General features: G+C 55.9%; 1 protein-coding gene. It reads left to right on the top strand.

What is annotated here, in order from left to right; genetic code table 11:
* The coding region (cas9, locus tag AC29IT_RS28730; RefSeq protein WP_488220787.1) for a type II CRISPR RNA-guided endonuclease Cas9 at positions 1-807 on the top strand (807 nt) is incomplete at both ends.

Below are 807 nucleotides of genomic sequence, written 5' to 3'. Positions count from 1 at the left end.
CAATGAGGAAAACGAGGACATTCTGGAAGATATCGTGCTGACCCTGACACTGTTTGAGGACAGAGAGATGATCGAGGAACGGCTGAAAACCTATGCCCACCTGTTCGACGACAAAGTGATGAAGCAGCTGAAGCGGCGGAGATACACCGGCTGGGGCAGGCTGAGCCGGAAGCTGATCAACGGCATCCGGGACAAGCAGTCCGGCAAGACAATCCTGGATTTCCTGAAGTCCGACGGCTTCGCCAACAGAAACTTCATGCAGCTGATCCACGACGACAGCCTGACCTTTAAAGAGGACATCCAGAAAGCCCAGGTGTCCGGCCAGGGCGATAGCCTGCACGAGCACATTGCCAATCTGGCCGGCAGCCCCGCCATTAAGAAGGGCATCCTGCAGACAGTGAAGGTGGTGGACGAGCTCGTGAAAGTGATGGGCCGGCACAAGCCCGAGAACATCGTGATCGAAATGGCCAGAGAGAACCAGACCACCCAGAAGGGACAGAAGAACAGCCGCGAGAGAATGAAGCGGATCGAAGAGGGCATCAAAGAGCTGGGCAGCCAGATCCTGAAAGAACACCCCGTGGAAAACACCCAGCTGCAGAACGAGAAGCTGTACCTGTACTACCTGCAGAATGGGCGGGATATGTACGTGGACCAGGAACTGGACATCAACCGGCTGTCCGACTACGATGTGGACCATATCGTGCCTCAGAGCTTTCTGAAGGACGACTCCATCGACAACAAGGTGCTGACCAGAAGCGACAAGAACCGGGGCAAGAGCGACAACGTGCCCTCCGAAGAGGTCGTGAA

Source organism: Saccharopolyspora sp. MMCC62, assembly GCF_057736575.1.
This window is presented reverse-complemented; position numbering and strand designations above follow the sequence as displayed.